This is a genomic window from Litorisediminicola beolgyonensis, assembly GCF_042679605.1.
GTDB classification, from domain to species: Bacteria; Pseudomonadota; Alphaproteobacteria; order Rhodobacterales; family Rhodobacteraceae; genus Litorisediminicola; species Litorisediminicola beolgyonensis.
On the sequence record NZ_JBHTMU010000032.1, the window covers coordinates 24879 to 49366 of the forward strand.

General features: G+C 67.8%; 24 protein-coding genes. 22 read left to right on the forward strand and 2 right to left on the reverse strand.

Annotated features, from left to right (window positions below; all coding sequences use genetic code 11):
• Positions 1-12 precede the first annotated feature (12 nt).
• From cysG to ACFQ4E_RS15650, 22 genes are all read left to right on the forward strand, one after another.
• Positions 13-1395 carry a siroheme synthase CysG gene (gene cysG, locus ACFQ4E_RS15545; RefSeq protein WP_386805140.1) on the forward strand — a complete coding sequence of 461 codons (1383 nt, stop codon included), beginning with the start codon at positions 13-15 and terminating at the stop codon, positions 1393-1395.
• Between the two features lie 183 nt (positions 1396-1578).
• Positions 1579-2874, forward strand: a complete 1296-nt coding sequence (locus ACFQ4E_RS15550; protein ID WP_386805142.1) for a sensor histidine kinase — start codon at positions 1579-1581, stop codon at positions 2872-2874.
• Positions 2871-3863 (forward strand): NADH-quinone oxidoreductase subunit B family protein, encoded by a 993-nt coding sequence (locus ACFQ4E_RS15555; protein WP_386805144.1) that lies wholly within the window; start codon positions 2871-2873, stop codon positions 3861-3863. The genes ACFQ4E_RS15550 and ACFQ4E_RS15555 overlap by 4 nt, the downstream gene beginning before the upstream one ends.
• Positions 3860-5293 (forward strand): nickel-dependent hydrogenase large subunit, encoded by a 1434-nt coding sequence (locus tag ACFQ4E_RS15560; RefSeq protein WP_386805146.1) that lies wholly within the window; start codon positions 3860-3862, stop codon positions 5291-5293. The genes ACFQ4E_RS15555 and ACFQ4E_RS15560 overlap by 4 nt, the downstream gene beginning before the upstream one ends.
• Entirely contained in the window at positions 5290-7518 is a 2229-nt protein-coding gene (gene hypF, locus ACFQ4E_RS15565) for a carbamoyltransferase HypF (RefSeq protein ID WP_386805148.1), read from the forward strand. The genes ACFQ4E_RS15560 and hypF overlap by 4 nt, the downstream gene beginning before the upstream one ends.
• Before the next feature lie 219 nt (positions 7519-7737).
• Positions 7738-8838 carry a hydrogenase small subunit gene (locus tag ACFQ4E_RS15570; protein WP_386805150.1) on the forward strand — a complete coding sequence of 367 codons (1101 nt, stop codon included), beginning with the start codon at positions 7738-7740 and terminating at the stop codon, positions 8836-8838.
• Positions 8839-8840: 2 nt separating this feature from the next.
• Positions 8841-10634, forward strand: coding sequence for a nickel-dependent hydrogenase large subunit (locus tag ACFQ4E_RS15575; protein ID WP_386805152.1), 1794 nt, complete (start codon positions 8841-8843; stop codon positions 10632-10634).
• 15 nt (positions 10635-10649) lie between these two features.
• The gene (locus tag ACFQ4E_RS15580) at positions 10650-10826 is read left to right on the forward strand and encodes a hypothetical protein (RefSeq protein ID WP_386805154.1); all 177 of its coding nucleotides are present in this window, start codon (positions 10650-10652) and stop codon (positions 10824-10826) included.
• Positions 10827-10861: 35 nt separating this feature from the next.
• Positions 10862-11611, forward strand: coding sequence for a Ni/Fe-hydrogenase, b-type cytochrome subunit (gene cybH / locus ACFQ4E_RS15585; protein WP_386805176.1), 750 nt, complete (start codon positions 10862-10864; stop codon positions 11609-11611).
• Between the two features lie 288 nt (positions 11612-11899).
• On the forward strand, positions 11900-12508 hold the full coding sequence (locus ACFQ4E_RS15590) for a HyaD/HybD family hydrogenase maturation endopeptidase (protein ID WP_386805156.1): 609 nt from the start codon (positions 11900-11902) through the stop codon (positions 12506-12508).
• 4 nt (positions 12509-12512) lie between these two features.
• Positions 12513-12833, forward strand: coding sequence for a HypC/HybG/HupF family hydrogenase formation chaperone (locus ACFQ4E_RS15595; RefSeq protein WP_386805158.1), 321 nt, complete (start codon positions 12513-12515; stop codon positions 12831-12833).
• Between the two features lie 12 nt (positions 12834-12845).
• A complete protein-coding gene (locus ACFQ4E_RS15600) occupies positions 12846-13229 on the forward strand; it encodes a hydrogenase accessory protein (protein WP_386805159.1) in 384 nt (127 codons plus the stop codon).
• A gap of 27 nt (positions 13230-13256) precedes the next feature.
• The gene (locus tag ACFQ4E_RS15605) at positions 13257-14087 is read left to right on the forward strand and encodes a hydrogenase expression/formation protein (protein ID WP_386805178.1); all 831 of its coding nucleotides are present in this window, start codon (positions 13257-13259) and stop codon (positions 14085-14087) included.
• Positions 14084-14872, forward strand: coding sequence for a [NiFe]-hydrogenase assembly chaperone HybE (gene hybE, locus ACFQ4E_RS15610; protein ID WP_386805161.1), 789 nt, complete (start codon positions 14084-14086; stop codon positions 14870-14872). Before ACFQ4E_RS15605 ends, hybE begins: the two co-directional genes overlap by 4 nt.
• Positions 14873-15781 (forward strand): hydrogenase expression/formation protein HupK, encoded by a 909-nt coding sequence (locus tag ACFQ4E_RS15615; protein ID WP_386805162.1) that lies wholly within the window; start codon positions 14873-14875, stop codon positions 15779-15781.
• Positions 15774-16115: a hydrogenase maturation nickel metallochaperone HypA gene (hypA, locus tag ACFQ4E_RS15620; RefSeq protein ID WP_386805164.1), complete on the forward strand. Its 342-nt coding sequence runs from the start codon at positions 15774-15776 to the stop codon at positions 16113-16115. The genes ACFQ4E_RS15615 and hypA overlap by 8 nt, the downstream gene beginning before the upstream one ends.
• The gene (hypB, locus tag ACFQ4E_RS15625; protein WP_386805166.1) at positions 16115-16942 is read left to right on the forward strand and encodes a hydrogenase nickel incorporation protein HypB; all 828 of its coding nucleotides are present in this window, start codon (positions 16115-16117) and stop codon (positions 16940-16942) included. Before hypA ends, hypB begins: the two co-directional genes overlap by 1 nt.
• Positions 16939-18414: a sigma-54-dependent transcriptional regulator gene (locus tag ACFQ4E_RS15630; RefSeq protein ID WP_386805168.1), complete on the forward strand. Its 1476-nt coding sequence runs from the start codon at positions 16939-16941 to the stop codon at positions 18412-18414. Before hypB ends, ACFQ4E_RS15630 begins: the two co-directional genes overlap by 4 nt.
• Before the next feature lie 3 nt (positions 18415-18417).
• Positions 18418-18708: a HypC/HybG/HupF family hydrogenase formation chaperone gene (locus tag ACFQ4E_RS15635; RefSeq protein WP_386805169.1), complete on the forward strand. Its 291-nt coding sequence runs from the start codon at positions 18418-18420 to the stop codon at positions 18706-18708.
• Complete coding sequence (hypD, locus tag ACFQ4E_RS15640) at positions 18705-19841, forward strand: hydrogenase formation protein HypD (RefSeq protein WP_386805170.1); 1137 nt, start codon at positions 18705-18707, stop codon at positions 19839-19841. The genes ACFQ4E_RS15635 and hypD overlap by 4 nt, the downstream gene beginning before the upstream one ends.
• A gap of 2 nt (positions 19842-19843) precedes the next feature.
• On the forward strand, positions 19844-20887 hold the full coding sequence (gene hypE / locus ACFQ4E_RS15645; protein WP_386805180.1) for a hydrogenase expression/formation protein HypE: 1044 nt from the start codon (positions 19844-19846) through the stop codon (positions 20885-20887).
• 412 nt (positions 20888-21299) lie between these two features.
• Positions 21300-22298 carry an IS1595 family transposase gene (locus ACFQ4E_RS15650; RefSeq protein WP_386805171.1) on the forward strand — a complete coding sequence of 333 codons (999 nt, stop codon included), beginning with the start codon at positions 21300-21302 and terminating at the stop codon, positions 22296-22298.
• Positions 22299-22375: 77 nt separating this feature from the next.
• On the opposite strand, the gene ACFQ4E_RS15655 is transcribed toward ACFQ4E_RS15650, so the two are convergent.
• Positions 22376-23512 (reverse strand): MFS transporter, encoded by a 1137-nt coding sequence (locus tag ACFQ4E_RS15655; RefSeq protein ID WP_386805173.1) that lies wholly within the window; start codon positions 23510-23512, stop codon positions 22376-22378.
• On the reverse strand, positions 23509-24033 hold the full coding sequence (locus ACFQ4E_RS15660; RefSeq protein ID WP_386805175.1) for a TetR/AcrR family transcriptional regulator: 525 nt from the start codon (positions 24031-24033) through the stop codon (positions 23509-23511). Before ACFQ4E_RS15660 ends, ACFQ4E_RS15655 begins: the two co-directional genes overlap by 4 nt.
• Between the last annotated feature and the right edge of the window lie 455 nt (positions 24034-24488).

The window sequence follows — 24488 nt, forward strand, 5'->3', positions numbered from 1 at the left end:
GAGGACAGAGCCATGAAATCCTTTCCCATGTTCATTCGCACCACGGGCCGCCGCGTCGTCATCGCGGGCGGTGGCGAGCAGGCGGCGCAGAAGGCGCGGCTGATCCTCAAGACCGATGCCGAGATCGTTCTCGTGGCGCAGGACCTCGATCCCGAGCTGCGCGGGCTCGTGGCGCAGGGAAGGGCGCGCCAGCTGAGCGGGCCGGTCACGCCCGAGACCTTTGCCGGGAGCGCGCTGGCCTTCATCGCGACGGGCTGCGCCGCCGCCGATGCCGCGCTGCACGCGCTCGCCCGCGAGGGTGGCGCGGTGGTGAACGTGGTCGATCGTCCCGAGCTCTGCGATGCGACGACCCCCTCGATCGTCGACCGCGACCCGGTCGTCGTGGCCATCGGCACCGAAGGCACCGCGCCGGTTCTCGGGCGCGCGATCAAGACGCAGATCGAGACGCTGCTGCCGCCCCGGATCGGCGCCTTGGCCGGTCTTGCGGGGCGTCTGCGCGGCGCGGTCGCGGAGCATCTGCCGCAGGCGACGCGGCGCGCCTTCTGGGCCTGGGTCTTCACTGGCGCGCCCGCGCAGCTTCACCGGCAGGGAGCCGAGGCCGAGGCCGCCCAGCGGATCAAGACGGCGATCTCCGAGCGGCGCGTGCCCGAGGGCGCGGGCGAGGGGCATATCGCGCTGGTCGGCGCGGGACCCGGCGCGCGCGATCTGCTGACGCTGCGCGCGGTCGAGCGGCTGCAGGAGGCGGACGTGATCTTCTACGACCGGCTCGTCGATCCCGACGTGCTGGAGCTCGCGCGGCGCGACGCCGAGCGGGTCTTCGTCGGCAAGGAGGTCGGCGCCTCGTCCTGGCCGCAGGAGAAGATCTGCGCGCTGATCGTGTCCGAGGCGCGTCGCGGCCGCCGGGTCGTGCGGCTGAAATCCGGCGATCCGTCGGTCTTCGGCCGCGCGACCGAAGAGCTCGAGGCCGCCCGCGAGGCCGGGATCGCGGTCGAGATCGTCCCGGGCATTACCGCCGCGAGCGCCGCCGCCGCGAGCCTCGGGCGGAGCCTGACCGAGCGCGGTGAGACCGACGCGATCCTCCTGGCCACCGGCACCTGCCGCCCGGGCGATCCAGCCCCCGACTGGGCCACCCAGTTCCGTCCGGGCACGACGCTCGCGATCTACATGGGCGTGAACGCCGCCGGGCGCATCTCGGCCGAGTTGCTCTCGCGTGGCGCGCCCGCCGACACTCGGGTCGATATCCTCTGCAACATCTCGACGCCCCGGGAGCGGCACCTGGAAACGGCGCTGCCGACCCTGACCCGGACGCTCGAGGAGAACGGCATCACCGGGACCGCGCTCATCCTCGTGCGCTTCTCGAAGATCGCGTCTCCGGCCGCCCTGGCGGTGGCATGAGGCGCGGGATCCTCTAACCGACACGCCAGGGGCAGGGGGGCAGCCCGTTGGCCGCTCTTCCGCGCGGCGGTGATCTCTCGACGCGACGCGCATCGTGACGACCGTTTCTTGCGCAGCCTTCGTCTCCGGCGATAGGGTGGCGGCATGGACTTCCAGTCAACACCCCCGGCGGGCGGAGACCCGGTGCACGCTCTGAGCGAAGACACGTGGCGCGACGTGATCGCCGCGATGGACCGCACCTATTCGGAGCTCGTCGATTACCAGAACCTGCTGGAGCGCCAGAACCAGGAGCTCGACGAGATCCGCGGCTTCATGGCGTCGGTGCTGGCCTCGGTCTCGGATCTCCTGATCGTCGTCGATACCGCGCGGCTGATCGAGCGCACCGGGGGCGCCATCGCCACGATCCTCGGGACGACGAGCGATCCCGCGCCGGGTTCGAAGCTTGCGGACCTTCTGGAGCCCCATGCCCGCGACATGCTCTTTGCCGTCCTCGACCAGGTGATCCGGGATCGCCAGCCGCGCATGGTCGAGGTCGAGTTCGCCACCGCCGATGGGCCGACGCCGCTCGAGGTTAGCGTCAGCCCTCGGCTCGACACCCGCGGCCGAAGCCGCGGCGTCGTGCTGGTGGGCCGTCCCGTCGGCGAATTGCGCTCGGCCTATCGCGAGCTCGAAGCGAGCCACATGGCGTTGCAGCAGGCGCAGGCGCGGCTGGTGCAGCAGGAGAAGATGGCCTCGCTCGGCCATCTCGTGGCGGGCGTCGCGCATGAGCTGAACAACCCGATCAGCTTCGTCTACGCCAACACCCACGCGCTCGAGAAATACACTGCGCGGTTCGAGACCTATTTCGACGCCGTCCAGGCGGGCACCAGCCGCCCCGAGCTCGTCGCGCTGCGCGAAGAGCTGCGGCTGGACCGCACCGTCAGCAACCTGCGCGAGGCGATCCGGGGGGCGAAGGAAGGGGCCGAGAGGGTTCGCGACATCGTCGAGGACCTGCGCCGCCTGAGCGCCGGGGGCGGCGGCGAGCCGGTGCCTTTCGACCTGGTCACCACCGCACGGACCGCCGCCGACTGGGTCCGGCGCGGCACCAAGACACCGGTGGAGATCGTGTTCGACAGCGACCCGGTCGTTCAGGCCTACGGAACGCCCGGACCGGTCCAGCAGATCGTGATGAACCTCGTCCAGAACGCCATCGACGCGCTGGCCGATGCCAAGGACGCGCGGATCGTCCTGACCGTCGAGAAGAGCGAGGGGCAGGCGGTGCTCCGGGTCGCGGATAACGGCCCCGGGATCGACGCCGACAAGGCGATCTCGATCTTCGATCCGTTCTTCACCACCAAGCCGGTCGGCAAGGGCACGGGGCTTGGCCTCTCGATCTCGCATCGCACCGCGGAAGAGAACAATGGCAGCCTGACCCTCTTGCGGACCGGCGCCGAGGGCAGCACCTTCGAGTTGACGCTGCCGCTGAGCGAGGGTGCATGAATATTCTCTGGTTGCAATCGGCTGGCTGCGGCGGCTGCACCATGTCGCTGCTCTGCGCCGAAAGCCCCGGTGTCTTCGACATCCTGGGCGATGCTGGTCTGCGGTTTCTCTGGCATCCGGCGCTCAGCACCGAGACCGGCGGCGAGGTGCGTCGCCTCCTTGCCGAGGTCGAGGCGGGACGGACAGCGCTCGACATCCTCTGCGTCGAAGGCTCGATCCTGACCGGGCCGCGCGGCACCGGACGCTTCCAGATGCTCTCGGGGACCGGGCGCTCGATGCTCGACTGGGTCCAGAGCCTCGCGCCGCTGGCCAAGCACGTGGTCGCCGTGGGCACCTGCGCGACCTATGGCGGCGTCACATCGGCGGGCGGCAATCCGGCCGATGCGGTGGGGCTGCAATATGACGGCAGCCGTCCGGGCGGCGCGCTGGGCGCGGGCTTCCGCTCGCGCTCCGGCCTGCCGGTCGTCAATGTCGCCGGCTGTCCGACCCATCCCGACTGGGTCACCGAAACGCTGCTTCTGATCGCGGCGGGCGCCTTGGGGGCGGGCGATCTCGACAGCCTCGGGCGGCCGTTGTTCTACGCCGAGAACCTCGTGCACCACGCCTGTCCGAAGAACGAGTTCTATGAGTTCAAGGCAAGCGCCGAGAAGCCGGGGCAGCTTGGCTGCATGATGGAGCACCTGGGCTGCGTCGGCACGCAGGCGGTGGGCGACTGCAATATCCGCGGCTGGAACGGCGGCAGCTCCTGCACGCGCGCGGGCTACGCCTGCATCAATTGCACCGCGCCCGAGTTCGAGGAGCCGAACCACCCGTTCTCGGAGACCCCGAAGATCGCCGGCATCCCGGTGGGCCTGCCATCGGACATGCCCAAAGCCTGGTTCATGGCGCTCGCGTCGCTGTCGAAGGCCGCGACGCCCAGGCGGCTCTCGGAGAACGCGACATCGGACCGGACGCGGATCACGCCCACCATCCGCGAGCGCAAACCATGACCGAACGGTCCTTGCTGGTCGGCCCGTTCAACCGCGTCGAGGGCGATCTCGAGATCCGGCTGGAGATCGAGGACGGCCGTGTCGCGGCAGCCTACAACAACGCGCCGCTCTTTCGCGGGTTCGAGGCGATGATGCTCGGCAAGGATCCGATGGATGCGCTGACGATCACGCCGCGGATCTGCGGCATCTGCTCGATCAGCCAGTCCTTCGCCGCCTCCGAGGCGCTGGGCGCGCTGGCGGGCGCATCGCCCGCGCCGCAAGGAGCGCTCGCGGCGGTGATCATGCACGGGGTCGAGAACCTCTGCGACCATCTCACCCATTTCAACCTCTTCTTCTGCGCCGATTTCGCCCGGCCCGCCTATGCCGGGGCCAGGTGGCACGACCGCGCGGTGGCGCGCTTCACCGCGATGGAGGGCTCTGCCGCGAGAGCCTGCGTCGAGGCGCGGGCGCAGATCCTGCACATCGTCGGGCTCCTGGGCGGCAAGTGGCCGCACACGCTGGCGATCCAGCCGGGCGGGGTGACGCGCGCGCCGACCGCGCGCGACCGCATCCGCATGTCGAGCACGCTCAGGGGCTTCCGCCGTTATCTCGAAACCGTGGTCTTCGGCGCGCCGGTCGAGGAGTTCGCCGCGCTGGAGACGGCCGAGGCGCTCGCGTCCTGGGACCGGGGCGACGCGGGGCTCTTCATGGAGATCGCCGCAGATCTGGGCCTCGGCGCGATGGGGCCCGGGCCCGGGCGCTACCTGTCTTTCGGGGCCTATCCCTTGCCCGGGGGCCGCGCGATGGCGCAGGGGCTCTGGGAGGCGGGCGCGCTCACGGCGCTCCACACCTCGCAGATCCTCGAGGACCTGAGCCATGCCTGGATGCTCGGTCCCGACGCGCATCCGGCGCGGGGCCAGACCTTCCCCGACGAGGACATGGCCGCGCCCGCCTATAGCTGGTGCAAGGCGCCGCGACTGGGTGGCGCGGTGATCGAGACGGGTGCCTTTGCCCGCCAGGTCGTCGACGGCCATCCCGCGGCGCTCGATCTGGCACGGAGCGGCTCGACGGTGCTCGCGCGCGTGGCCGGACGGCTTCTCGAGATCGCGCGGACGCAGCTCCTGCTCGAAAGCTGGGTCGAGGCGCTGCGCCCGGAAGAGCACTTCATGCGCGATGTGGCCCTGCCGAACGAGGGCACCGGCGAGGGGCTGGTCGAGGCCGCGCGCGGCGCGCTCGGGCATTGGATCCGGGTCGAGCGCGGGCGCATCGCGGGATACCAGATCATCGCGCCCACGACCTGGAATTTCAGCCCGCGGGACGGCGCTGGCACGCCCGGGGCGGTCGAGGCGGCGCTCGTCGGCGCGCCGGTGGGCGAGGACGAGGACACGCCGCTCTCGGTCCAGCACATCGTGCGCAGCTTCGACCCCTGCATGGTTTGCACGGTGCATTGACCGACGGCGTCCGCATCCGGGTGCGCGGACAGGTCCAGGGCGTCGGCTTCCGGCCCTTCATCTGGCAATTGGCGCAGCGCTTCGGCCTTGGGGGCTCGGTTCTGAACGATCGCGAGGGCGTGCTGATCTTCGCGACCGGCACCGATCTGGACGGGTTTCTCGCGGCGATCCGCTCCGAGGCGCCGCCGCTTTCGCGCATCGACGCCATCGAGACCGCCGCGCATCGCTTCGAGGTCGCGCCCGTGGGCTTCGGGATCGCCGAGAGCCAGGGCAGCGGGGCCGAAACCCGGGTGACGCCGGACGCGGCCACCTGCGCGGAGTGTCTTGCCGATATCCGGGGCAGCGATCCGCGGCGCGCGGGCTACGCCTTCACCAACTGCACCCATTGCGGGCCGCGCTTCACCATCCTGCGCAGCCTTCCCTACGACCGGTCCCGCACGACCATGGCGGAATTCGCGATGTGCGCCGAGTGCGCGGCCGAATATGCCGACCCCGCCGACCGGCGGTTCCACGCGCAGCCGGTGGCCTGCGCCGCCTGCGGCCCGCAGCTGCGCTTCGACACGCCGGGCGATCCCGTCGCGGCGGCGGCCGCGGCGCTCCTTGCGGGCGCGGTGCTGGCGGTCAAGGGGCTCGGCGGGTTTCACCTCTGTTGCGACGCCACCAATGCGGAGGCCATCTCGACGCTCCGGACGCGCAAGCGACGCCCGACCAAGCCCCTCGCCCTGATGGGGCGGTGGGAGGATATCCGCACGTATGCGGACCCGAGCGACGAGGAGGAGGCGGCGCTGGCATCCTCCGCCGCGCCGATCGTGCTCCTGCTCAGGGCCGCGCCTCTGCCGGAGACGCTCGCACCGGGGCAGGCGCGGCTCGGGTGGATGCTGCCCTATACGCCCCTCCACCATCTCCTGCTCGACCGGGTCCAGCGCCCGCTGGTGATGACCTCCGGCAATCTCTCCGGCGAGCCGCAGGTGATCGGCAATGACGAGGCGCGGGAGGTGCTGGGCGCGCTGGTCGACGGCATTCTCGACCATGACCGCGAGATCGCGCGGCGGCTCGATGACAGCGTGATGCGGATGGCGCCCTCGGGTCCGATGATCCTGCGCCGCGCGCGGGGCATGGCGCCGGACACGCTGCCGCTGCCCGACGGGTTCGACGACGCTCCGCAGGTCGCGGCGTTCGGAGCGCATCTGAAATCCGCGATCTGCCTTGTTAAAAACGGGCAGGCGCTCCTGTCGCATCACCTGGGCGATCTCGACAATGCGCTGACATGGGACGAGTTCGTGAAGGCGGACTGGGATTACGCGGCGCTTTTCGATCACCGGCCGGAGGTCTTCGCCTGCGATCTGCATCCCGACTACCTGTCGTCGCGCCATGCCTGGGAGCGGGCGGGGGGCGCGCCGGTCGAGGTGCAGCACCACCACGCGCATCTCGCCGCGTGCCTTGCCGAGAACGGCTGGCCGCTCGATGGCGGCGCGGTCGCGGGCATCGTGCTCGACGGTCTGGGGCTCGGCGCGGACGGGAGCGTCTGGGGCGGCGAGCTGCTGCTGGGCGATTACCGGGGTTACGAGCGCCGCGCCCATCTGCGGCCCGCGCCGCTGATGGGGGGCGATGCCGCGAGCCGCGAGCCTTGGCGGAACGCGCTGGCGCGGCTCGATCAGGCGGGCTTGCCGGGCGTGGCGGACAGACTTTTCCCGGAGGCGCCCCGTGACATCCTGAGGCAAGCCGCAGAGCGCGGGGTGAACGCGCCGCTTTCGTCCTCGGCCGGGCGGCATTTCGATGCGGTGGCGGCGATCCTCGGGCTGTCCCCGGCGCGGCAGAGCTTCGAGGGCGAGGCAGCGATGGCGCTCGAGGCCGTGGCCGACGGTGTCGTCGGGCCGGACTACGCGTTCGGGACGGATGCGCGGATCATCGAGCCGTCCGAGGCGCTGACGGCGATGGTCGCGGACCTGGAGGCGGGCATGTCCGTGCCCGAGATCGCGGCGGGCGTCCATGCCGGTCTCGCGCAGGCGTTCGCGACGCGCGCGAGGGCGCTGGTCCGCTCGGGCGAGGCGAAGGCCGTGGCATTGTCGGGCGGCTGCTTTCAGAACGCCCGCCTGCTCTCCGAGACGCTTCGGAGCCTCGCCGGCGTCCCGGTCTTGATCCACGCGCGCGTGCCCGCGAACGATGGTGGACTGGCGCTGGGGCAGGCGGTGATTGCCGCGGCGCAGAGCCTCGGGGGCCGGTAAGGGCGCGACCAGAGCCCGTGGAAAGCGGACAGTCCGCAGCCGTGGAGGGCTCCTCGGCCTTCTGCGGGCTTTGCGATAACTCTATGAAAAATTTCACTTAAAGACGTACGCGCTGGACAACGCGCTTTTCTCACCTTTCTGCCTCGGCCGCCCCCATCAAGGAGGGGGAGACAGGTCTGCGCCGTTCCGAGCGCAGGCCCCAGACGGAGGAGACAGGCCTTGTCGCAGATCGAAACCTTCTATGACGTGATGCGCGCGCAGGGGATCACCCGGCGCAGCTTCATGAAGTATTGCGCGCTCACAGCGAGCGCACTGGGCCTCGGCCCCGCATTCGTTCCGAAAATCGCCAATGCGATGGAAACCAAGCCCCGCACGCCGGTGGTCTGGGTCCACGGGCTCGAATGCACCTGCTGTTCGGAAAGCTTCATCCGCTCGGCGCACCCGCTCGCCAAGGACGTGGTGCTGAGCATGATCAGCCTCGATTACGACGATACGTTGATGGCGGCGGCCGGACACGCGGCCGAGGCCGCGATGATGGAGACGATCGAGAAGTACAAGGGCAACTACATCCTCGCCGTCGAGGGCAACCCGCCCCTGAACGAGGACGGGATGTTCTGCATCTCGGGCGGCAAGCCCTTCGTCGAGAAGCTGCGCATGGCGGCCAAGGACGCCAAGGCGATCATCAGCTGGGGGGCCTGCGCCTCCTATGGCTGCGTGCAGGCCGCCAAGCCCAACCCGACGCAGGCGACGCCGGTGCACAAGGTCATCACCGACAAGCCGATCATCAAGGTTCCGGGCTGCCCGCCCATCGCCGAGGTCATGACCGGCGTCATCACCTACATGCTGACCTTCGACCGGCTGCCCGAGCTCGACCGGCAGGGCCGCCCGGCGATGTTCTACGGCCAGCGCATCCACGACAAGTGCTACCGCCGCCCGCATTTCGATGCCGGGCAGTTCGTCGAGGAATGGGACGACGAGGGCGCGCGCAAGGGCTACTGCCTCTACAAGATGGGCTGCAAGGGCCCGACCACCTACAACGCCTGCTCGACCGTGCGCTGGAACGAGGGCGTGAGCTTCCCGATCCAGTCCGGCCACGGCTGCATCGGTTGCTCCGAGGACGGGTTCTGGGATCAGGGCACGTTCTACGACCGCGTCACAGACCTGACCCAGTTCGGTGTCGAGAAGAACGCCGACGAGATCGGCCTTGCCGCGGCCGGCGTTGTGGGGGCGGGTGTGGCGCTTCACGCCGCCGTCACCGCGCTCAAGGCCGCGCAGAACAAGGCGCAGAAAAACCCCAGCAAAACCAGTGAGGAGGCCTGAGCATGGTCGTCCAGACACCCAACGGCTTCGCGCTCGACGACAGCGGCCAGCGCATCGTGGTCGACCCGGTCACCCGGATCGAAGGCCATATGCGCTGCGAAGTGAACGTCGATGACGAGGGCTATATCCGCAACGCGGTCTCGACCGGCACCATGTGGCGCGGTCTCGAAGTGATCCTCAAGGGCCGCGACCCGCGCGACGCCTGGGCCTTCACCGAGCGCATCTGCGGCGTCTGCACCGGCACCCACGCGCTCACCTCGGTGCGCGCGGTCGAGGACGCGCTGGAGATCGAGATCCCCGAAAACGCGAACTCGATCCGCAACATCATGCAGCTCAACCTCGAAATCCACGACCACGTCGTGCATTTCTACCACCTGCACGCCCTGGACTGGGTCAATCCGGTGAACGCGCTCCGCGCCGATCCCAAGGCCACGTCCGAGCTGCAGCAGGCGGTGTCTCCGTCCCACCCGCTCTCCTCCCCGGGCTATTTCAGGGACGTGCAGAACCGCCTGAAGCAATTCGTCGAGAGCGGCCAGCTGGGCCTCTTCAAGAACGGCTACTGGGACAACCCGGCCTATCTGTTGCCGCCCGAAGCCGACCTGATGGCCACCACGCATTACCTCGAGGCGCTCGACCTGCAGAAGGAGATCGTGAAGGTTCACACGATCTTCGGCGGCAAGAACCCGCATCCGAACTGGCTGGTGGGCGGCGTGCCGTGCCCGATCAACGTCCATTCCACGGGTGCGGTCGGCGCGATCAACATGGAGCGGCTGAACCTCGTCTCGTCGATCATCGAGAAATGCGACGAGTTCAACCGCAACGTCTACCTGCCCGACGTGATCGCCATCGGCGGCTTCTACAAGAGCTGGCTCTATGGTGGCGGGCTGTCCTCGAAGGCGTGCCTCGCCTATGGTGACATCCCCGAGCATCCCAACGATTTTTCGCCCGAGCAGCTGCACCTGCCGCGCGGCGCGATCATCGATGGCGACATGAGCACCGTCCACGACGTCGACGTGCGCGACCCCGAGCAGATCCAGGAATTCGTGGATCACTCCTGGTACGAATATGCCGAGACCGGAAAGGGGCTTCACCCCTGGGACGGCGAGACCCAGGCCAAGTTCGAGCTCGGACCGAAGCTCAAGGGCACCCGCACCAACATCAAGGAGATCGACGAGGGCGGGAAATACAGCTGGATCAAGGCCCCGCGCTGGCGCGGTCACGCGATGGAAGTGGGCCCGCTCGCTCGCTACGTCGTCGGCTACGCCAAGGGGCACGAGGAGATCAAGGACCAGGTCGACGGTCTTCTGCGCAAGATGGACCTGCCGGTCGACGCGCTCTTCTCGACCCTCGGGCGCACCGCCGCGCGGGCCCTGGAAAGCGAGTATTGCGGACGGCTCCAGCGGCACTTCTTCGACAAGCTCGTGGCCAACATCAAGAACGGCGACGAGAGCACCGCGAATGTCGCCAAGTGGGATCCCTCGACCTGGCCCAAGGAGGCCAAGGGCGTCGGCATGACCGAGGCGCCGCGGGGCGCGCTCGGCCACTGGGTGCGGATCAAGGATGGCCGGATCGAGAACTACCAATGCGTGGTTCCGACCACCTGGAACGGCTCGCCGCGCGACAGCCAGGGCAATATCGGCGCCTTCGAGGCCAGCCTGATGAACACCAAGATGGAGCGCCCCGAAGAGCCGGTCGAGATCCTGCGCACCCTGCACAGCTTCGACCCCTGCCTGGCCTGTTCGACCCACGTGATGTCGCCGGACGGTGAAGAACTCACCACCGTCAAGGTTCGCTAAGAGGAGGATCCAAGGATGAAACGGCTTCTGACCCTGATGATCATGGCGCCCGGTGCCGCTCTCGCGCATGGCGTGCATGGTCCGGTTCCCGCAGAGGCGCATGGCCTGGCGCATGCCGGGCCCGTGCTCGCGGTCCTGGTGATTGCCGGCGCGGCGGGGCTCGCGCTCAAGCAGCGCCGGTGGCGGCCATGAGGGACGACGCGACCATGATCGCACCCGGCGGGCCGATGCGGCCCGCCCGGGACTACGCGAGCGAACCGCTGACCGGGGACGCCACGGCGGAGGATCGGGCGACGATCACCCGCAACACCTCGGTCTATGTCTACGAGGCGCCGGTCCGTCTCTGGCACTGGGTCAACGCGCTGGCGATCCTCGTCCTGTGCGTGACCGGCTACCTCATCGGCTCGCCGCTTCCGTCGCTCGAGATGAGCGAGGCGACCCACCAATTCGTCTTCGGATATATCCGCTTCGCCCATTTCGCGGCGGCGATGATCATGACGGTGGGCTTCTTCGGCCGCATCTACTGGGCGTTCGTCGGCAACTCGCACGCGCGGCAGATGTTCAAGCTGCCCTTCTGGCGGCGCGACTGGTGGGCCGAGCTGGTGGACGAGGCCAAGTGGTACGCCTTCCTGCGCAAGCGTCCGAAGAAATACGTGGGCCACAACCCGCTGGCACAGATCGCGATGTTCTTCTTCATGACGGTCGGCATGACCTTCATGATCCTGACCGGCTTCTCGCTCTATTCCGAAGGGGCGGGGCGTGGAGGGGTGCTCGATGCGCTGTTCGGGCCGCTCCTCGACTTGGTCGGCGGCAGCCAGACCATGCACCAGCTTCACCACCTGGGCATGTGGGCGATCGTGATCTTCGTGATGATCCACATCTACGCCGCGGTGCGCGAGGATATCATGTCGCGCCAGACCATGGTGTCGACGATGATCTCGGGCACGCGGACCTTCAAGGACGACGATCCCAACTGAGCGCCTCGGCGCACAGCGATAACCGGAAGCGGGCGCCTGGCGCCCGCTTTCGTCGTTTTGGAGGGTGCGGTTACTCTTCGGTAAATTTTCCGATGATTTGGAATAAAACTTTCCACATCAAATCCGTTTTGAGTAAGGTATGCGAGTGAATACCGATGCAGAACATGGGGTTAACGATTTTTAACGCAGCTCGATATTTTGGGGAGCCGTTCCGGAAATCGGCAAGCTAGACCTGTTTGCAGCCACGGATGGGATATCGACTTTCCATCCAAGCCAGGGGAGGGGCGCATGGCAGGGAACGTTCTTATCATGGGTATTGGCAATGTGCTCTGGGCCGACGAGGGCTTCGGAGTGCGCTGCGTCGAGCATCTGGCGCAGCACTGGTCCATCCCCGACGGGGTCACATTGCTCGATGGCGGCACGCAGGGTCTCTACCTCCTGCCGTTCCTCGAAGAGGCCGACACGCTGATCGTCTTCGATGCCATCGATTACGGGCTCGAGCCGGGCACGCTGAAGATCGTCGAGGGCGACGCGGTGCCCCGCTTCATGGGCGCCAAGAAGATGTCGCTGCACCAGACCGGGTTCCAGGACGTGATCGCCACCGCGCAGCTCATGGGCTACTGCCCCGAGGAGCTGCTGCTCATCGGGTGTCAGCCCGAGGAGCTCGAGGATTACGGCGGCGGCCTGCGCGAGGTGGTGTCGGCCCAGATCGAACCGGCGGTGCATGTCGCCCTGACGCGGCTGGCTCAAATGGGGGTCGTCGCGAAACCCGGCCGCACCAGGTCCGATCTGCTGGCCGATCCGTCGATCATGCAGGGCGCCTACGAGGCGGGCCGCCCCTCCGAGGAAGAGGCCTGCCGCACCGGCGACGCCCGCTTCTTCCCGGCGGCGGATTAGGGCCATGTGCGTGGGGCTGCCCCTTCGGATCACGGCCATCGACGGCATCGCCGCCCGGGCCGAGGCAGACGGCCATCTGGAACTCATCGACCTCTCGCTCACGCCCGAGGCGCGGGTCGGGGACTGGATCCTGACCTTCCTCGGTGCCGCGCGCGAGGTCATCTCGGCCGCCGAGGCGCAGAAAATCTCGGCCGCATTGGCGGGGCTTCGCGCCGTGATGCAGGGCCATGATCTCGGCGATGCCTTCGCCGATCTCGAAGCCGACGGGCCGCAACTGCCGCCCCACCTTCACGCCGCGCTCGCCGCCGGCCAGACCACTGGATAGGAGACCCGACCCGTGTCGCATCCGCTCATCACCCGCCTCGAGACCGAGTTCGGCTATCCCGTGCTGACCAGCATGGCCGATGTCTCGAGCTTCACCGAAGCCCCCGGTCACCACGTGATCTTTGTGCCCGGCGACGTGCGCCGGAACCTCGAGACGCCGGATGTCGCCGTGATCCTGCCGGAGCTGCGGCAGGCCTTTCAGGGCCGGTTCGACTGCGCCGTCGCCGCCGAGAGCGTCGAGTCCGAGCTTCGCGAGGCCACCGGCGTCTTCAAGACGCCGAGCCTGATCTTCTTCACGAACGGGACCTGCACCGGCGGGATCCCCAAAGTCCGCGACTGGTCCGAATACGTGGAGCGGATCACCCATCTCCTCGCCCAACCCGTCGCCGCAGAATAAGGAGCGCCGCCCGTGACCAACCCGTTCATGATGCCGCCCACCGGCTTCGGCCCCGGCTCCCAGCCGATGGAGCAGGGCGACGAGGCGCTGGAATACATGCCGCTGCCGCAGGACATGCGCACCTATTCGCCGCGCATCCCCGAAATCGAGCGGCTGGCCGAGGCCGACCTGACGCCCGCGCTGTCGCTTCTGGGCGAGGTGGCCGCCGCCGCCGCGACGGTCGGCGCCTCCGGTGGCACGATGCGCTTCGATCTGGCACCGCTCGACCGCGCCAACCGGGCGCTGGTGGCCGAAACGCTCGGAAGCGGCGAGGTTGCCGCGAAGCTCCGCAGCGTCCCGGCGGTCGCGGTTCAGGAAAGCGACTTTGCGGGCATCTGGACGCTGCAAAGCGCCCGGGGCGACGCGATCGAGGTCGGGAGCGTACCCGCCTGCCTGACCGAGGCGCCGTTCCGACCGGCGCGGGATGCGCAGGGCAGCGAGGCTCTCAAGGCCCCCGGCGTGGCGAACGCGCCGTCGATCCTCGTCGAGCTTCAGGACAAGTCGCGGAGCTTCGATCCCGCCGCCGATCTGCATGTCGTCAACCTGACGCTCCTGCCGCATACCGAGGCCGATCTCGCCGCGCTCGACGCGGCGCTGGGCGAGGGGGCCGTCACGATCCTCTCGCGCGGCTACGGCAATTGCCGGATCACCGCGACCGCGCTGCCGCATGTCTGGCGGGTGCAGTTCTTCAACAGCCAGGATCACCTGATCCTCGACACGTTCGAGGTGACGACCATGCCCGAGGTCGCCTGCGCGGCGCCCGAGGATCTGACCGACAGCGCCAACCGCCTGGTGCAAGTGATCGAGGCCATAGCATGACCCGTTTCGAAGGCAGCTTCCTCGGCGCCGAGGACAAGATCAGCGCGCAGGCGATCATGGAGTGCAAGATCTGCTGGACACCCTACGATCCGGCGGAGGGCGACGATTATCGCCAGGTCGATCCCGGCACGCCGTTTACCGCGCTGCCCGAAGACTGGTCCTGCCCGAATTGCAGCGCCCCGAAAGAGCAGTTCATGGTGCTGGAGGACCCCGGTTCGGTCAGCGTCGCGGAAGCCAAGCGCCTCGACGAGCTGACCTCGCGCCTCGTCGCAGATTTCCGCGAGATCTGGCACTCGAAGATGCGCGACGTGCCGATGGTCAACAAGCTCCTCTCCGTCGAGGCGGTGGGCTGGCAGGTGGTCGACGGGCGGCCTCTGGGCGTGTTGATCTCGCCGTGGTTTCTCAACCTCGTGCAGCTTCCCGGCGAGGGCGAGGATTGGTCGGGTCTGCGGGCGGGCGACAAGGAGATGATCGCCTTTCCGTCCGGCGAGTACGAGTTCATCCACAACACCCGCGAGATGTCGGGCGGCTACAAGGCCTGCTCGCTCTTCTCGCCCATGGGCGCGTTTTCGAGCCAGAAGCAGGCGCAGGAGGTCGCGCAGGCGGTCATGATCGCATTGTTCGACACCGAGAACCGCGCCGAGACCGACCGCGCCGCCGATATCCGCGCGGCCCGCGAGGCGGATCTCGCACCGAAGGAGGACGAACCGCCCGTTCTTTCCGAACCGCGCACCCGCCGCGCGGTCATCACCGGGGCCATGGCCTCGGGGGGCGAGGTCGGCTGAGTGCTCGACCTCGCCGCATATCCCCTGCGGGCGCGCCCGGTGCCGCCGCTGCCGGTCGAAAGGCTGGTTCTTGGCAGACCGGTGGAGGAGGCGGCAGAGCTCTTGCCGCGGCTCTTCAACCTATGCCGGGTGGCGCAGGGCACAGCCGCCCGCGCGGCCTTCGGGCTGCCGCTGGCGGAGGGCTGGCAGGAGGCGCTGCGCGCCGAGATCCTGCGGGAGCATGTGGTGAAGCTCTGCCTGAAATGGCCGGGCCTGATGTCGCGGCCCGCCGTCGCGCTGCCCCCGGTCTGGCAGACGGACATGGGGGCCTTGAGCGAGGCGGTTTTCGGCGAGGGGCGCGCCGTGCCTCGGGATATCGAGAGTTTCGAGGACTGGCTGGCGCAAGGGCAGGGCGCGGCCCCGGTCCTGGGCGCGATCGGCGCGCTCTTCGCGCCGGGAGAGGGCGCGCGACCTGTCCTGCCGCTCACCGATGAAAGCTCGGTCTTTTCCTCTGTCCCGCAAGAGAACTCGGTGCCCGCCCGCCATGCGCGCCATCCGCTCCTTGCCGGGATCGAAGCGCGCTGGGGCCGGGGGCCGCTCTGGTCCGCGACGGGGGTGCTTCTCGATCTCGCGGCACTCCTCGACGGGCGCATGCCGCCCGCGACATTGGCCAGCGGTCGCGCGGTCGTTCCCGCGGCCCGAGGTCTCTACGGAGTGCGCGCGACGGTCGAGCGCGGTGTCGTCACGCGGTTCGAACGCGTCACCCCGACCGATCATTTGCTCGCGCCGGAGGGCGGCTTGGCGCACTCTCTTGCCAGCCTGCCGCCCGAGAGGGCGCGCGCGCTGGCGCCGCTTCTCGTCGCGGTGCTCGATCCCTGCTACCCGGTCAGCCTCCGGGGTGCCCAGGATGAGGACAGGACCGATGCATGAGATGTCCCTCTGCGAAGGCATGCGCCAGGTCATCGAGGACCAGGCGCGCGCACATAACGTCTCGCGCATCGCGCGCGTGCGGGTCGAGATCGGCCGCTTCGCCGGGGTCGAGACGCGGGCGCTGCAGTTCGCCTTCGACGTGGTGATGCGGGGCTCGGTCGCGGAAGGCGCGGAACTGGTGACGCTCGATCTGCCGGGACGGGCGATGTGTTACGACTGCATGACAGAGGTCGAGATCGAGGAACGGCTCGACCCGTGTCCTCTCTGCGGCGGCGGAAAGCTGATGCCGCAAGGGGGCGACGAGATGAGGATCAAGGACCTGGAGGTGGCCTGATGTGTACGGTTTGCGGATGTAGCGATGGCGAGACGACGGTGCACGGGCATGCCCATGATCACGCGCACCCTCACCACCATCACGATCACCATCACCACGATCATCATCACTACGGATACGGACCGGCGGGCACCGAGGTGCCGGGCATGTCGCAGGAGCGCCTGATCGAGATCGAGACGGACATCCTGACCAAGAACGACCGCTACGCGACCGAAAACCGCGCGCAGCTGGCGGCGCTCGGGGCGCTGGCGGTGAACCTCGTCTCCTCGCCCGGCTCGGGCAAGACGACGCTTCTGTGCAAGACCATCGAGGCGCTCGGAGACCAGCCGCTCGCGGTCATCGAGGGCGACCAGCAGACCCAGAACGATGCCGATCGGATCCGCGCCACCGGCGCACGGGCGGTGCAGGTCAACACCGGCAAGGGCTGTCACCTGGATGGCCACATGGTCGGGCACGCGATGGCGCATCTGGAGCTTCAGCCGCGCTCGATGCTCTTCATCGAGAATGTCGGCAATCTCGTCTGCCCGGCGGCGTTCGACCTGGGCGAGGATGGCAAGGTCGCGATCCTGTCGGTGACCGAAGGCGAGGACAAGCCGCTGAAATATCCCGACATGTTCACCGCCGCGCGGCTGGCGATCCTGAACAAGATCGATCTTGCGCCGCATTGCGATGTCGATCTGGATCTCTACGAGGCCAATCTCCGCCGCGTGAACCCCGGCATCGAGATCCTGCGCGTCTCGGCGCGGACCGGCGCTGGCATGGCCGCCTGGGTGTGCTGGCTCCAGGCTCAGCTTGCCGACAAGAGCGTGCGGGACGCGGCGGAATGAAAGCGCTGCCGACCATCCTTCTCGTCGATGACGAGACGCATGCGCTGGCGGCGATGCGCATGGCGCTCGAGGATGATTTCGAATGCCTGACCGCCGAGACCGCCGACGAGGCGACGCGGTTGATGGAGGAGAATTTCGTCCACGCGATCTTCTGCGACCACCGGATGCCGGGAAAGACCGGCGTGGAGTTCCTCTCCGAGGTCCGCGACCGTTGGCCCGAGACCGTGCGGATCATCATCACCGGCTACACAGAGACCAACGATATGATCGCGGCGATCAACGATGCCGGGATCTACCAGCTGATCACCAAGCCCTGGCATCCCGACCAGCTGATGATGGCCGCGAAGAACGCCGCGCAGCTCTTCCGGCTCAGCCGCGAACACGACCGGCTGTCTCTCGAGATGCGCTTCATGGGCAAGACCGCCGAGAACAAGGTCGAGGCGCGGCGGCGGACCCTGCGCGAGGGCTTCGGCTTCGAGCGTATACTGCGCGGCCCGAACTCGCCGATGAACGCCACGGTCGCGCTTGCGCGGCAGGTCGCCAGTTTCGACGTGCCGGTGCTGATCTCGGGCGAGGCGGGGACCGGCAAGGACATCATGGCGCGGGCGATGCACTACGCCTCGCTCCGCTCCGACCAGTCGTTCTTCGAGCTGAACTGCGTAGGCCTGCCCGACGACGTGCTTCGGCTGGAGCTTCTCGGGGCACGGAAGGGGGCGCTCGCGAACCTGCCCAGCACCAAGATCGGACTCCTGCAGAAGGCCTCGCGCGGGACGCTGTTCCTAAACGGCGTCGACAGCCTTAGCCCCGAGATGCAGCTGCTCCTGCTCCGGGTCGCGACCGAAGGCAGCTTCGAACCGCTCGGGGCCTCGGAGACGCTGACCACCAACACCCGGCTCATGGTCGGCAGCCATGCCGATCTGACCCGGGCGGTGGCCGATGGCGGCTTCCGCAAGGATCTCTACTACGCGCTGGCGGCGACCGAGCTGACCCTCCCGGCGCTGCGCGACCGGCTGGAGGATCTCGACATCCTCGCAAGCCACATCCTCGCCGAGCTTGCCGCGGAACATTCGAAGCCGGTCGAGGGTCTGACCTCGCTCGCGCTGGAGTTTCTCGGCAATTACGACTGGCCGGGCAACCTGCCCGAGCTCTCCAACGAACTGACACGCATGCTGATCCTGAGCCAGGAGCCGCGGCTCGGGCCCGAGATCATCTCGCGGCACATCCTGCAGGCCGACCCCTCGGTCCGCGCCGACCCGCGTGCGGCGGATGTGCTGACCGGCGAGGGCACGCTCAAGGATCGGGTCGAAGTGATCGAGGCGCGCATCCTGCGCGAGACGCTGACGCGCCTGAAATGGAACAAGAGCCGCGCCGCCGAGGAGCTTGGCCTGAGCCGCGTCGGCCTGCGCTCCAAGCTCGACCGCTACGGCGTGGCGCAGCCGGGCAAATACGATCCCGCAGAAGAGGAGGACTGAGCCATGTGTCTCGGCATACCCGGACAGATCGTCGAGATCACCGATCCCGAGAGGCTGATGGCGATGGCCGATGTCTCCGGCGTGCGGCGCGAGGTGTCGGTCGCCTGCGTGGTGACCCCGGATCTGCAGGACCTCGTCGGCCAGTGGGTGCTGATCCATGTCGGCTTCGCGATGTCGGTGATCGATGCCGAGGAGGCCGAAAAGACGCTCGAGGCCCTGCGCGGCCTCGGCGAGGCGCAGGAAACGCTCGAGGCGATGGCCGAGGGCGAAGCAGCACTTGAGGGCACGCAATGAGATATGTCGAGGAATTCCGCGACCCGGCAGCGGCCAAGGCCGTGCTGGCGGCCATCGAGGCGGTGGTCGGCGAGATCGGCGCGACGGCGGAGTCTCCGGTCCACATCATGGAGATCTGCGGCGGGCATACCCATGCGATCTTCCGCTACGGGCTCGACCGGCTGACCCCGCCGGGGATCGAGTTCATCCACGGACCCGGCTGCCCGGTCTGCGTGCTGCCGATGAGCCGGATCGACGAATGCGTCGAGATCGCCGAACGCCCCGAGGTGATCTTCTGCACCTTCGGCGACGCGATGCGCGTGCCCGGCACCCGCAAGTCGCTGATGCAGGCCAAGGCCGACGGCGCCGATATCCGCATGGTCTACTCGCCCCTCGACGCGCTGGAGATCGCCCGCCGCAATCCCGAGCGCGAGGTGGTCTTTTTCGGTCTGGGCTTCGAGACGACAACGCCCTCGACCGCGCTCAGCATCCAGCAGGCGGCGCGCGAGGCGCTCGGCAATTTCAGCGTCTTCTGCAACCACATCACCGTGCCGCCGCCGATCAAGGCGCTGCTCGACGACCCGCATATGGTGCTCGACGGGTTCGTGGGCCCGGGGCATGTGTCGATGGTGATCGGCACGCATCCCTACGATTTCATCGCGCAGGAGTACGGCAAGCCGATCGTCGTCGCGGGGTTCGAGCCGCTCGACCTTCTGCAATCGGTGCTCATGGTCCTGCGCCAGATCCGCGACGGCCGCGCCGAGGTCGAGAACCAGTATGCCCGCGTCGTGCCCGAACACGGCAACGCCGTGTCTCTCGCCGCCATTGCCGATGTCTACGAGCCGCGCCCGAGTTTCGAATGGCGGGGCCTCGGCGAGATCGACGCGAGCGGGCTGCGGATCCGGCCCGCCTACGCGCGGTTCGATGCCGAAGAGAAGTTCGGCGTCGGCTACGGCGCCGGTCCGCGGCAGGTCTCCGAGCCCGAGGGCTGCGCCTGCGGCCAGGTCATGACCGGTCGCATCAAGCCGACCGCCTGCCCGCAATACGGCACCGGCTGCACGCCCGAGATGCCGCTCGGCGCGCTGATGGTCAGCTCGGAAGGGGCCTGCGCCGCCTATTTCCAATACGGCGCATTCGCGGAGGCGGCGGAATGAACATGACGGCACCGATCCCCCAGAGCCGCCTGCGCGGCGACCGGGTCACGATGGCCCATGGCGGCGGCGGCAAGGCCATGGCCGACCTGATCTCGGAGATCTTCACCGATGTCTTCCAGCCGCCCGGCTCCGAGGACCAGGCGCGCCTGACCGCAGCGGCCCTGGCCGAGCCGGGCGCACAGCTGGCCCTCACGACCGACAGTTTTGTCGTCTCGCCCCCGGTCTTTCCGGGCGGCGATATCGGCAAGATCGCGGTCTGCGGGACGGTCAACGACCTGGCCGTCGGCGGCGCGAAGCCGCTCTGGCTATCGGCGGCCTTCATCATCGAGGAGGGCTGCGAGTTCGCGCTCCTCCGCCGGATCGTCGCCTCGATGCAGGCCGAGGCCGAGGCCGCGGGCGTGCGCATCGTCACCGGAGACACCAAGGTCGTGGAGCGCGGCGCGGCGGACAAGGTCTTCGTGACCACCTCGGGCGTCGGGGTGATCCCGCCCGGCCGCGACATGCAGGCGAGCCGCATTCGACCCGGCGACGTGGCGCTCGTCAACGGCGTCCTGGGCGATCACGGCGCGACGATCCTCGCGGCGCGCGGAGACATGGCGCTCAGCACCGATATCCGGTCCGATTGCCAGAGCCTGAACGGGTTGATCGAAGCGGTCCTCGACGCCGCGCCGGGAACCCGCGCGGCGCGCGACGCGACACGCGGCGGGCTGGCCTCGGCGCTGAACGAGATGGCCGCCGCGGCGGGCGTCGCCATCGAGATCGACGAGACCGCCTTGCCCCTGCGCGCCGAGGTCCGGGGCGTCTGCGAGGTCCTTGGCCTCGACCCGCTCTATCTCGCCAACGAGGGCACGCTCGTCCTCTTCGTCCCCGAGGAAGAGGCCGATGCGGCGCTCTCCGCCATGCGCGCGCACCCGGCGGGCGCCGGAGCGGCTCTGATCGGCAAGGCCAAGGACGGACCGGCCGGACGGGTCACGATGACGACGCTCTTCGGAGGCCAGAGGCTGGTCGACCGGCTCGTCGGAGAGCAGCTCCCGCGGATCTGCTAGGTGTATAGGTCCGCGCTGAGCGGTGTCTCGCTTCGGGTCGGAAGGCTCGCTGCGCGCGAGCGGCATAGCCACATTTGAACAGGCGAAACACGGGCTGATTTGCCGCGTGACGGGGAGGCCAACGCGCGCTTTGACTGTTGGATAGATTAATCAGAGCAAACATACGTTCCCGGACTACACTGGTGACGGACCCAAAGTCGGTCTTTCGATCAGTGGGATGGTCTGCAAGTTTTGGGCGCGCCCGGTGTGGTCGAACCCGTCGGTTTGCGCAGCAACGCCAGAGCAACGGTCTCTGTGGATGGTCAGCTCGGATTTCGGCGATGCCGAAAAATTTGGGTGTGTCCGCAAACCGTGTTGGTTGGCTTCGCCTTAACCTAAAAGGGCTTATATTCCCCCGCTTTTGCAGTGGAGGATGACCTTGCTACACCACGACTTTCGCCGTTTTCTCGATGCCCTCGACAAGCTGAACCCGACCCAAATCGAGGACGCCCAGACGAAGATCCAAGATCTCCGGCAAAAAACGGAGGCGATCTCGGAGATCGAAGCACGGACAAACCAAGGCCACAAGTGTCCGTTCTGCGGCGACGAGCGGCGTCAGAAATGGGGCCGAACCAGAACCAAGGTCCAGCGTTACCGATGCTGCGGCTGCCAAAAGACCTATTCAGGACGAACCGGGAGCGCCATCGGCCGCATCCATCGACCCGACCTGTTCATGGAGGCGCTGAAGGATATGCTGGGCACTTCCGCACCGCAGTCGGTGCGGAAGCTCGCCAAGCAGCTCGACCTCAACAAATACACGATCTGGCGCTGGCGGATGCTCATGTTCTCGATCATCAGCAACAGCAGCGCAGCCGCGGGATTCTCCGGAATTATCGAAGCTGATGAGACCTATCAGCGGGAGTCCCGCAAGGGATCACGGGAGTGGGTTCGATACTTCGCCGACAGCCAGAATGAGCCGCAGCCGCCGCGTCCCCGGTGGGAAGACTTCACCACCAAAGGGCTGAAGATGATGCGCGGCCTCTCGAAGTGGCAGCTTCCCATTCTTACCGTTGCCGACCGCGGTGGTTCTCGCCTCTTCCGGAGACTGCCGAACCGCAAGAGCGCCACCGTGGAGCGCGCCATGAGCCCCCTCGTGCCGGACGACGCCGTGCTCTGCTCTGATGGAGGCAATGGCTACAAGGAACTCGCGTCGGCGCGCAACTTGGAGCACTTCGTCGTCGGTAGCAAGCCGGGCACGCGTGTCGCGGTAGGCTGCTATCACATCCAGAACGTGAACTCGCTTCACGCTCGCTACGGCAAGTTCATCGAGCCGTTCTGCGGTCCGGCGACAAAGAACCTCGACGGCTACATCCGGTGGCTGGAAGCGCGGATGTCTGGGGTGCGACCCGCGGAGATCGTCCGAGCATCGTGAACCAAGTGTCGCGCAGCGGTCTGCCTTGAGCCTTTCCGCCACATTCGAACGAAGCCCCCGCCGGTGCCTTCCGCAGTCTACGCGGCTACTCTCCTGGTCGCGCTTCTTGCCCGAAAGGCTCCGGCAAGGAGCGCGATGACGGTGAAGCAGATCACGGCGGGACCCGCGCCTGGACCTGCCATCAGAAACCCGAAGAGAGGGGCTCCGGCCGTCTGGCCCACGGCGATGGTCAGGAACCCGATCATGAGCCCGGTCGCGGGGCGGTCCGGCAGGGCGTGCGTGCCCCAGACGAGGTAGACCCCCGTCAGCATCACATACGCCGCCCCAAAGAGTGCGCCCCCGATCAAGGCGAGGGCTGGAGTGGCAATGCCCGATCCGACCGCTATTATGCTCGCCGACATCAAGCCCAAGAAAGTCCAGTGAACCGGGTCGAGACCGAACCGGCCGACGAGCGTGCCGGCCCAGGCTCCGGCAATGCCTCCGGCGCCGATGCAGGTCCACAGGATGCCGGTTCCGGTCGGCCCCCATCCCAGCTGCTGCGACACGAGGTGGCCTCCGAAGGACCACAGGGCGGTGCTCGCAGCGCCCATCAGGAACGACGCGAAGATCAAGCGCGCCACTGGGCCATTCATTGGAGGCAGACCGCCGGCGCCCTGCCGGCCCCGAGAGGCCGGAAGGGAGACTGCCGCCGCGAGCGCGAGCACCACCGCCACGGCAGTGAAGGCGCCGAAGGCCAGCCGCCACTGCCCGGCTATCGCCAGAGCGATCGGTCCCGAAAGGGCGACGCCTGCGCTCGTCCCGGCATTGATTACCGTATTCGTGAGATCCTGACGGCTCTTGCGCACCGCGGCCGCCACGGCCGCGGCCATGGGCGGAGAGGCGAGGCCCGTGCTCGATCCCGCCACCACCACGGCTATGGCGAGGATCAGCGGCGACGGCGCAAGTGCGATCCCGGCCATGCCGGCGGCGGCGACGATGGCCGCCCCCACAGCGACAGCCCGCGCGCCGATCCGCTCCGTCAGCACCGCCGAGGCGAAGATGGCGATGCAATAGCCGGCGAACGAGCCGCCGGAGATGATACCGCTGAGCGAGGGGCCGAGGCCCAGATCACTGTCGATCTGCGGTAGGAATTGACCGAAGGCGAAGCGGGCGAAGCCGTAGCAGACCGCGATCAGGCCGAAACCTATGGCACCGATGCGAAGGGCGGGGCTCATGTGCGCGCCCTCTCCATTAGGATGACGGCAGCCGCCCTTGCGGCGGAGACGGCGTCCGCACCTCGGTAGACCGCCGCCTGGGTCGCTCCTTCGAGGAGAACCAGCACCTGTTCGGCCAAGACCGGGTCTTGGCGTCCGAGATCCACTGCGACAACCTCCTCGATCCGTAGATTGAACGCCGCCTTGTGCATCGCGACCGCCTCGGCGATCTCAGGCGTGTCGCCGCCTGTTTCGGCGCGTGATCGCAGAAACAGGCACCCTCGCGTGCCCTCTACCCGCACCCAGTCCTCAAGCGCCGCGAACAGCGCATCGACGCTCTTCACCTCGAGCCGAGCCATGAAGCGCCGGTCCCGCTCCGTCAACACCCGCGCCATGAGCTGCGCCTTGCTGCCGGCATGCTTGTAGAGTGTCCGGCTCGACATCCCCGCAGCAGCGGTCAGACGGTCCATTCCGGTGGCCATGTAGCCGTGCCGATCGAAGAGCCGCTCGGCGGCGGCGGTGAGCTTGTTGGTCATGTCCATGGAGAGCTTCCTTCGGTGTCCATAGACACAAAGCAAAACGATCGTTTTACATTGCAAGTTGGTAGGGGCAGAAATCAGTTCTGTCCGCACAGCGGACCAACACGGTTTGCGGACACCCCCAAAAATTTTCCACTGCAGGGCTCTTCCGCGCGCGTCAGGCCGTCTGATCGAGCGAGTCTTACGGTGCTCTGGCAGCGGGTGTTGAACCGGAGCTCGTGGATCATGAGACCGGATCTGTATTATGCAGCGCCATTTTTCCTTCCCGCCTCGCCAAATGGCTACCGTCTGCGCATCTCTGACTGATCAAGCGGTCTTGTCCGCAATTATGGATCAATCTCAGGCATGAGCGTAAACATCTTGGGAGAAGCGTCAGTAACAGACTGAATAGCCCCGCGTCTCTTAGACGCCCTCGTGCCTCAGTTTCTGCTGCCGCTCGAACTCGAGGGGCGACAGCA

What these genes read in the sequence shown, in the direction of transcription:
- cysG (WP_386805140.1), top strand. Translation starts at nt 13, where the DNA reads ATGAAATCCTTTCCCATGTTCATTCGCACCACGGGCCGCCGCGTCGTC.
- ACFQ4E_RS15555 (WP_386805144.1), top strand. Translation starts at nt 2,871, where the DNA reads ATGAATATTCTCTGGTTGCAATCGGCTGGCTGCGGCGGCTGCACCATG.
- ACFQ4E_RS15560 (WP_386805146.1), top strand. Translation starts at nt 3,860, where the DNA reads ATGACCGAACGGTCCTTGCTGGTCGGCCCGTTCAACCGCGTCGAGGGC.
- ACFQ4E_RS15575 (WP_386805152.1), top strand. Translation starts at nt 8,841, where the DNA reads ATGGTCGTCCAGACACCCAACGGCTTCGCGCTCGACGACAGCGGCCAG.
- ACFQ4E_RS15580 (WP_386805154.1), top strand. Translation starts at nt 10,650, where the DNA reads ATGAAACGGCTTCTGACCCTGATGATCATGGCGCCCGGTGCCGCTCTC.
- cybH (WP_386805176.1), top strand. Translation starts at nt 10,862, where the DNA reads ATGCGGCCCGCCCGGGACTACGCGAGCGAACCGCTGACCGGGGACGCC.
- ACFQ4E_RS15590 (WP_386805156.1), top strand. Translation starts at nt 11,900, where the DNA reads ATGGCAGGGAACGTTCTTATCATGGGTATTGGCAATGTGCTCTGGGCC.
- ACFQ4E_RS15595 (WP_386805158.1), top strand. Translation starts at nt 12,513, where the DNA reads ATGTGCGTGGGGCTGCCCCTTCGGATCACGGCCATCGACGGCATCGCC.
- ACFQ4E_RS15605 (WP_386805178.1), top strand. Translation starts at nt 13,257, where the DNA reads ATGATGCCGCCCACCGGCTTCGGCCCCGGCTCCCAGCCGATGGAGCAG.
- hybE (WP_386805161.1), top strand. Translation starts at nt 14,084, where the DNA reads ATGACCCGTTTCGAAGGCAGCTTCCTCGGCGCCGAGGACAAGATCAGC.
- hypA (WP_386805164.1), top strand. Translation starts at nt 15,774, where the DNA reads ATGCATGAGATGTCCCTCTGCGAAGGCATGCGCCAGGTCATCGAGGAC.
- hypB (WP_386805166.1), top strand. Translation starts at nt 16,115, where the DNA reads ATGTGTACGGTTTGCGGATGTAGCGATGGCGAGACGACGGTGCACGGG.
- ACFQ4E_RS15630 (WP_386805168.1), top strand. Translation starts at nt 16,939, where the DNA reads ATGAAAGCGCTGCCGACCATCCTTCTCGTCGATGACGAGACGCATGCG.
- ACFQ4E_RS15635 (WP_386805169.1), top strand. Translation starts at nt 18,418, where the DNA reads ATGTGTCTCGGCATACCCGGACAGATCGTCGAGATCACCGATCCCGAG.
- hypD (WP_386805170.1), top strand. Translation starts at nt 18,705, where the DNA reads ATGAGATATGTCGAGGAATTCCGCGACCCGGCAGCGGCCAAGGCCGTG.
- hypE (WP_386805180.1), top strand. Translation starts at nt 19,844, where the DNA reads ATGACGGCACCGATCCCCCAGAGCCGCCTGCGCGGCGACCGGGTCACG.
- ACFQ4E_RS15650 (WP_386805171.1), top strand. Translation starts at nt 21,300, where the DNA reads ATGACCTTGCTACACCACGACTTTCGCCGTTTTCTCGATGCCCTCGAC.
- ACFQ4E_RS15655 (WP_386805173.1), bottom strand. Translation starts at nt 23,512, where the DNA reads ATGAGCCCCGCCCTTCGCATCGGTGCCATAGGTTTCGGCCTGATCGCG.
- ACFQ4E_RS15660 (WP_386805175.1), bottom strand. Translation starts at nt 24,033, where the DNA reads ATGGACATGACCAACAAGCTCACCGCCGCCGCCGAGCGGCTCTTCGAT.